The following is an 8132-nucleotide window of genomic DNA, read 5'->3' on the forward strand; positions in this document are numbered from 1 at the left end:
TGAAGCTCATCTTAATCCCTGTGTTGAAACAATCAAAATAAGCAAAATGAACACAAACGCCAAGATTGATTCATCATCCGTTATTCTTGTCAGTGGTGGCGGCAGAGGAGTGACAGCACAATGTGTTATCCAACTAGCGAAAGAATATCAGTGCAAATTTATCTTACTAGGTCGCTCCAAACTTACCAAAACTGAACCAGAATGGGCTAAAAATTGCTTCGATGAAGCTGAGTTAAAAAAGCGAATTATGCAGGATTTAATTGCCCAAGGTGAAAAACCTACACCGGTAAAAGTCAAACAAGCATTCAATCATTTATTAGCTCAACGAGAGATTGCAACAACAATCTCCACCATTCAGCAAACTGGAGTGCAAGTAGAATATCTCAGCGTAGACATTACTAATAATTCTGCTTTACAGACAGAGTTAGCACCAGTAGTTCAGCGTTTAGGGCGAATTACAGGAATTATTCATGGGGCTGGAAATTTAGCAGATAAATTAATTGAAAATAAAACAGAGGAGGATTTTGATACCGTTTACACTACCAAAATAGAAGGTTTAGAAAGCTTACTTAGTTGTGTAGACGCTAGTCAATTAGATTGTATCGTTTTGTTTTCCTCATTTGTTGCTTTTTACGGTAATCCAGGTCAATCAGATTACGCACTAGCTAATGAAATACTTAATAAAACAGCCTACCTACTCCAGCGTAAATATCCTTCCTGTCGCGTAGTTTCTATAGGTTGGGGGCCTTGGGATGGTGGTATGGTTACGCCACAATTAAAGAAAGTATTCGCTCAACAAGATATAGAACTAATTCCTTTAGAAGTTGGTGCCCAGATATTAGTTGATGAATTGAAGTCTGCTCATAATGGAATTGCCCAAACTCTGGTAATGAGTAACCCAATTGTCGCCCAACCTAAGCAGCTAAATTCTGAATCACAGTCCTTTCGTGTGTCTCGTCAATTAAAATTAACAGCTAACCCTTTTGTATACGATCACGTAATTGGCGGTAATCCAGTTTTGCCAGCTATGTGTAGCATTGCGTGGATTGCTAATACTTGTGAGCAACTTTATCCAGGTTACAAATTCTTTAGTTGTAACAATTACAAAGTTCTCAAAGGAATTGTTTTTGATAAAACGCTGGCAAGAGAATACTTTTTAGATTTAAAAGAAATCAGTAAAACTGATACTGGAGAAATAGATTTTGAAGTACTGCTATGGAGTGAAAGTGCTAAAGCTATACCTCATTATCATTACAGTACTCAAATAAAAATTGTGCAGCAGATTCCCTCATCTGATACTTATGAATATTTTAATAAAAGTCAAGATCCGGCAACTTTGAGGCTATTACCTTATGAAAATGGCGTATTATTTCATGGGTCAAGTTTTAAGGGATTAAAGCGGATTCTCAATATTACTCCTGAAAAACTGACTGCTCAATGTTGCTTAGATAAGGTTGAAATCAAAAAACAAGGTCAATTTCCTTTGCAAACATTTAATCCCTATACGGGAGATATTTTATTTCAGTGTTTAGTAGTTTTGGTGAGGCACTTTGATGATTTAGCTAGCTTGCCTTTACAAGTACAAAGGTTAGAGCAGTTTAAACCCATTCCCTTCGATGAAGAATTTTATGTTTCTGTAGAAGTTATCTCAAAAAGTGAAACAAATATTTTTGCTAATATTACAGCACACGACGCTCAAGGCCAAATCTATGTTTGCATCTCACAAATGCAGGTAACTGCAAGCGCTCGGCTAAACCTTCTATTTTTACAGAATTCTTGTTTAGCAATAGAGAATTAAGTACTTGTAATTTACTATAACCTTGCGTACATATTAGTAAATATAAAAAATGACAATAAAACTAGCAATTGTAGGCATAGAAGCATTTTTTGGTACGTGTCATGGATTGGATAAATTTGAGCGTAGTATTTACGATGCGACCCAGTATTTTATTCCTATTCCTCCTATACGCTGTCAAGGTATACAGCCAAAGCTGCCAACAGTGGAAGAGGAGGACTCTTATAACAATCAAGCATTGTTGGGAGCTTATATTCAAGATTTTGAAATCGATGCGTTTCATTTCAAAATCCCGCCCAACGACATAGACAAACACGACCCTAAGCAATTGTTAATGCTAAAGGTGATTGATCAAGCTTTAAAAGATGCAAAGTTAGATCAAAAGCAAAAAAAACTGCAAAATGTGGCTATTGTTGCTGTCATTAACGAAAACCAAGTTAATAAACTTGATAGAAAGTTAGTTGAAACTGGAGATAATGACAACATTTCTAGTGAAAAAATAAATACTGTTTTCCAAAAAATTTCTACTTTATGGAATACTTCAGGGCCTAACTTTGTTGTCAATGCTAAAGAGAATTCCGTTTTTGAGGCGCTAGAAACAGCAAAAACGTTGCTTACTGTCGGCCCAGTAGATTGTGTGGTGGTGAGCGCTGTGAATTTTGCTGGTGTTGATTGTGTGATGTCTGGTAAACCAACCCTCAGTTATGATTGTAATGCCAGTGGCTCAATAGTAGGTGAAGGAGCCGGAGCTATAGTTTTAAAGCGATATGAAAAAGCCAAACACGATCGCGATCGCATTTATGCAGTAATTGACACAGTTAGTCACTTATATGAAAGTTCAACTAACGCAGCTGAATCAGTTAAACAATCTTGCCATAAAGCTTTTGCCAAAGCCAGAGTTAGCCCCGCAGACATCGGCTACCTAGAAGTGTTTGCTAGTGGAAATGAACAGCAGGATCGTGCAGAAATCCAGGGTTTAATCCAAGCTTATCAAGTTCCTAACTCCGAATTGAGTTGTGCGATCGGCAGTGTCAAGGCTAACATTGGGCACACTTATATTGCCTCTGGAATCGCCAGCTTAATTAAAACTGCTCTTTGCCTACACAACCGTTACATTCCCGCAACACCGCAGTGGACTAGCCCGAAAAACCCCGAAATTTTGCAGGACAGTCCTTTTTATGTCCCTACTGAATCTAGACCTTGGTTTTTAAATTCAGCACAAACAACAAGAGTCGCTGCTATAAATAGCCTAGCTAGCGACGGAACTTATGTACACATAATTTTATCAGAAGACTCCAGTTCACAAGATCGCAACCATAGGTGCTTAGAACAAACTCCCTTCTATCTTTTCCCGATCGCTGCTAATAACCAATCTGGATTACTAGAGCAACTGGAGACATTAGAACAGATAATTAAAAATAGTTCCTCTTTGTCTACCGTTGCTAATCAGACCTTTGCCACTTTTCAAAATAACCCACAAGCGATTTATGCTTTAGCGATCGTCGGACAAAACCAAGACGAATTGCTCCGCGAAATCCAGCGCGGACGTAAGGGTATCCCCAGTGCCTTTGCTGGAGGTAAAGATTGGAAAAGCCCATCAGGCAGCTATTTCACCGCCAAGCCCCAAGGTAAACAGGGTCATATCGCTTTTATCTACCCAGGTGCCTTTAATTCCTACATTGGCATGGGGCGGAAACTTTTCTACTTATTTCCCAAAACTTTTGAACGCGCCACCAGTTTCGTTTCTCAACCTAACCTATTTTTTCGTGAGAAATTACTCTATCCCAGAAGTCTCAATCAAATATCTAAAAGGCAATTAGAAGATTTAGACGCAAAATTGCTCAATGATCCCCTATCAATGCAAGTTTCTGGAACAGGTTTTTCAGTGCTGTTAACACACATCTTGAGAGATTATTTCCAAATCCAGCCTCAAGCCGCCTTTGGTTACAGTATGGGCGAAAGCACCATGTTGTATTCCTTAAATGTTTGGACTAACGGCGACAATGTTCACAAATTTGTTCATTCATCAGAATTGTTTCAAACACGCTTAGTAGGTGCGAAAAAAACAGTCAGAGATTATTGGGACTTACCGGAAAATGCACATGAAGAGGAAGCTGTATGGCATAGTTATGTTCTCATGGCTCCACTATCTAGTGTTGTCTCTCGCCTAAAACAGGAAACTCAAGTTTATTTGACAAATATTAACACCCCTACAGAAGTTGTCATAGCTGGAGAACCCCAAGCCTGTCAGAGAGCGATCGCAGATTTAAATTGCGATGCGTTCCGCGCACCTGCTGACTTGGTACTCCATTGTGAGCCGATGGCTGGGGAATATGATGAGCTAATTAAACTTAACAGCTCACCGACTCAAAACGTCTCAGGGATTAATTTTTATTCTTCAGCTAATTATGATTTAATGCCCCTTGATAGGGAATCTCTGGCTCATCGTGTTAGTCAAGGATTTTGTCAGCGCGTTGATTTTCCGCGACTGGTTAACCAGGTTTACGAAGATGGAGCTAGGATATTCATTGAAGTTGGCCCTGGTAATACCTGTTCTCGATGGATTGCTGATAATCTCCAACAAAAAGAACACGTTACTATATCCATTAATCGTAGAGGAGCCGATGATTATACTGCTATTGTTAAAGCTTTGGCACAGCTTTTAAGTCATCGCGCCCCTGTGGATTTGTCACCACTCTACTCTACAACCGCAGAAAGTAGCAATCAAAAGAAGTCTTTTCTAAAAAAAATCAGCTTAGAAAAGTATCCACTGATGGCTCCAAGTTTGAGCGACAGCAACAACGAAAACGGTGAAAATTTAGATTCAATCAGCTTGTCTAAAAGTACTGCTTCTATCTCTAAAAAGTCTGCCGACGTTATTTTTGATGAGGCTGATGTACTTGAGTTTGCCCAAGGACAGGTTTCAAAAGTATTGGGTAAAGATTATGAAATAATTGACCCCTATCCTAGACGAGTCAGACTTCCCAATCCTCCTTATCTGTTTATCAACCGTGTAAACAAAATTGAAGGTATCAGAGGTGAGTATGGTTCTGGTTTTATCCAAACTGAATACGATCTGCCTGCTGATGCTTGGTTCGCTGTAGATGGTCAAATTCCTATAGGAATATATGAAGAAGCAGGGCAGGGTTTCCTACTTTTACTTGGTTACTTGGGAACTGATTTTGATAATCAAGGACAGAGGTCATTTCGCTTACTAGATTTAACTGCTACATTTCTCAGTTACCAGCCAGAAAATATCAAAACCATGCGTTACGACGTTAAAATAAACTCTGCTGTAAAAACTGCATCAAACTTGGTCGTTTTTTTTAGTGGCGAGTGTTTTCTTAACGACAAATTATTTCTGAAAATTTCTGGAGGTTGTGCAGGATTATTTTCTGACGAGGAATTAGACCAAGGACAAGGTATTATTTTTACCGAGCGAGACGAGAAAGAAAGAAGCCAGATTCAGAAACAGCATTTTCAACCGTTACTATCGTGTCAAAAATCTACTTTTCACCGCCAAGACTTAGTTCACTTAACCCAAGGAAATATTGCTGCTTGCTTCGGCAGTAATTATCAACAAAATGGCTTGAATCCATCACTACGATTACCGTCAGAGAAGCTGTTGATGTTTGATCAAGTGTTGTCTGTAGATCCTCAAGGAGGAGCTGCGGGATTAGGTTTAGTTACTGCTACAAAAACTGTAGAGCCAAGTGACTGGTATTTTCTCTGTCACTTTAAAAATGACCCGACTATGCCCGGTAGTCTCATGGTTGAAGGTAGCTCTCAACTTCTGCAATTTTATATGCTGTTTTTGGGATTACAGAGTTGCACTAAAAATGCCAGATTTCAGGCTATTACTCAACGTCCACAAATAGTACGTTTTCGCGGACAAGTTACGCCAGCTTTTGGCACTTTAACCTATCGAATAGAAGTGATAGAAATGGGGCGATCGCCTCAGCCTTTTGCTATAGCTAATGTCGAAATTATCTATGGTAACAAAATAATTGCTTATATCAAAAACTTGGGACTTCAGTTATCTGAAAAGCCTAAAAATACATAACTAAAATTAATTTAGTTACATGAAAAACATAAACTTTGTTGTAATCCGAGGTTTTTCAAAATGTTAGGAAATGGAAATAAACCAAAAGATGCTTCCACAACTTTATTAGAAGGTCACAACGTGACAAGTTCTCTCAATAATATGAACAAAGCTAGGAAAAGTGATTTAGATTCAATTGCCTTTGAGGAAATGGAAATCAAATCTCGGCTGTTGAATTTACACCAACCTTGTTATGTTATCCAAGACCAGAATCGGGTTGGTATCGCCAACCAAGGTAATTTTTCTGACTCTAATAACAATCAAAGTGAAAAATTAGAGACTTTGATGGTTGCGCCGCCACTAACGCCGCAACAATTAGGCGATCGCGACTTCCTCGCTTTTCACGGTGTAAAATATGCATATATGGCTGGTGCAATGGCAGGTGGCATTGCTTCCGTAGAGCTAGTAATTGCTTTAGGAAAAGCAGGCATTTTGGGGAGTTTTGGTGCGGCTGGTTTGGTTCCTTCCCGCATTGAAGCAGCTATTAACCACATTCAGCAAGCCCTTCCCCAAGGCCCTTACGCCTTTAACCTGATTCACAGTCCCAGCGAAGAAGCCTTAGAGCGCCACGCTGTAGATTTATATCTCAAACACGGTATTAGAACTGTAGAAGCTTCAGCATTTTTGGATTTGACCCCCCATATCGTCTATTATCGAGCTGCGGGGCTAAGTTTGAATGCGAGCGGTCAAATCGAAGTTAAAAATAAAATCATCGCTAAAATTTCTCGTCAAGAAGTGGCGACAAAATTTTTACAGCCAGCCCCAAGAAAAATTCTTCAGCAGCTGGTTGAACAACAACTGATCACAGAATTACAAGCTACTCTAGCAGAAAAAGTTCCGATGGCTGATGATATTACCACAGAAGCAGATTCAGGTGGACATACAGATAATCGTCCTTTGGTTTGTCTTCTACCCGCCATCCTCGTTCTTCGAGATCAGATACAGCAAAAGTACTGCTATGACAAACAGGTAAGAATCGGTGCAGCAGGGGGTATTGCAACACCTGAATCCGCATTAGCTGCCTTTATGATGGGGGCTAGTTATATAGTGACTGGTTCTATTAATCAATCTTGTGTTGAAGCTGGAAGTTCTGTGCATACAAAAAACTTGCTAGCTCAAGCTAGTATGGCAGATGTGATTATGGCTCCTTCTGCCGATATGTTTGAAATGGGGGTAAAAGTACAACTGCTCAAACACGGCACTCTTTTCCCAATGCGGGCGCAGAAATTGTATGACCTTTACAGAAGTTACAACTCAATTGATGAAATTCCACTTCAGGAAAGAAAAAAATTAGAAGAGCAAGTATTTGGCAGAAACCTCGAAGCTATTTGGCAGGATACGGTTGCTTTTTTCACTGAACGAGATCCAGAGCAAATTACTAGGGCAAACGATAACCCTAAGCGGAAAATGGCGCTAATTTTCCGTTGGTATTTGGGATTGTCCTCTCGCTGGTCTTCTTCTGGTGAAAAAGGGCGAGAAATGGATTATCAAATTTGGTGTGGCCCAGCTATAGGTGCTTTTAATGAATGGGTAAAAGAATCTTACTTGGCTGAACCAAATGCACGATATGTAGTTGACGTTGCTCACCACATTATGACCGGAGCAGCTTACCTATATCGATTACAAAGTTTGAAATTCCAGGGTTTGCAAATGCCAGCCCACTACCGTTATTATCGTCCAATTCCTTTAAGTAGGCAGTAGGGAATCAGCTTTTTCCAGTTGAGGGTGAGTTTTTCATAACTCAAATAAAAGTCTTATATAAGTCAGTTGTCAGTTTCAGCTACAAGTTGAGTGCCTTACCTCCAAAGGAAATATCTCGTCCTTTATTTATAGCTGAAGGCAAGTTGTATTCTTTGGTGTTGGCTTTTGGCTTCGTTTGCTCGAACTTTGTCTATTGTCTAATTAAAAATACAAAGTTTTATCAAAATAGCATAATTTATGGATTTAGGACTGAAAACTTAAAAAGTGTTGCTAATCTTGGCTGAACGAGATAATTCAAAAATATTGACTTTTTTTCCAGAGTTAGCTAATGAAATTTTCTAGACAATACTGCATTATTTTTAGGGACGATTTCAGAAATTGATTGATTAATTCTAGCAAATTTATTTAAGTGAAGCTTAATTGTTTAACTTATGCAAATGCACCACCTTATGACTATTTCAAATTCTAGACATTTTGAAGTCACAGATATTCAAGATTGGTTGGTTAACCAGTTTGCCGAGCGGCTGGAAATTG

Annotated in this window: 3 protein-coding genes; all 3 read left to right on the top strand. The window is 39.1% G+C overall.

Annotation, left to right across the window (positions count from 1 at the left end):
- Positions 1-1798: SDR family NAD(P)-dependent oxidoreductase (locus VE944_RS26755; RefSeq protein ID WP_324984358.1), on the top strand; the 1798-nt coding region annotated here is incomplete at its 5' end.
- 49 nt (positions 1799-1847) lie between these two features.
- The gene (locus tag VE944_RS26760; RefSeq protein WP_324984361.1) at positions 1848-5858 is read left to right on the top strand and encodes a PfaB family protein; all 4011 of its coding nucleotides are present in this window, start codon (positions 1848-1850) and stop codon (positions 5856-5858) included.
- A gap of 60 nt (positions 5859-5918) precedes the next feature.
- On the top strand, positions 5919-7598 hold the full coding sequence (locus VE944_RS26765; RefSeq protein ID WP_414690164.1) for a PfaD family polyunsaturated fatty acid/polyketide biosynthesis protein: 1680 nt from the start codon (positions 5919-5921) through the stop codon (positions 7596-7598).
- The last annotated feature ends 534 nt before the right edge of the window (positions 7599-8132 follow it).

Origin of the sequence: Nostoc sp., from assembly GCF_035638895.1 — a bacterium.
In the GTDB taxonomy this organism is placed as follows: domain Bacteria; phylum Cyanobacteriota; class Cyanobacteriia; order Cyanobacteriales; family Nostocaceae; genus Nostoc.

What these genes read in the sequence shown, in the direction of transcription:
- VE944_RS26760 (WP_324984361.1), top strand. Translation starts at nt 1,848, where the DNA reads ATGACAATAAAACTAGCAATTGTAGGCATAGAAGCATTTTTTGGTACG.
- VE944_RS26765 (WP_414690164.1), top strand. Translation starts at nt 5,919, where the DNA reads ATGTTAGGAAATGGAAATAAACCAAAAGATGCTTCCACAACTTTATTA.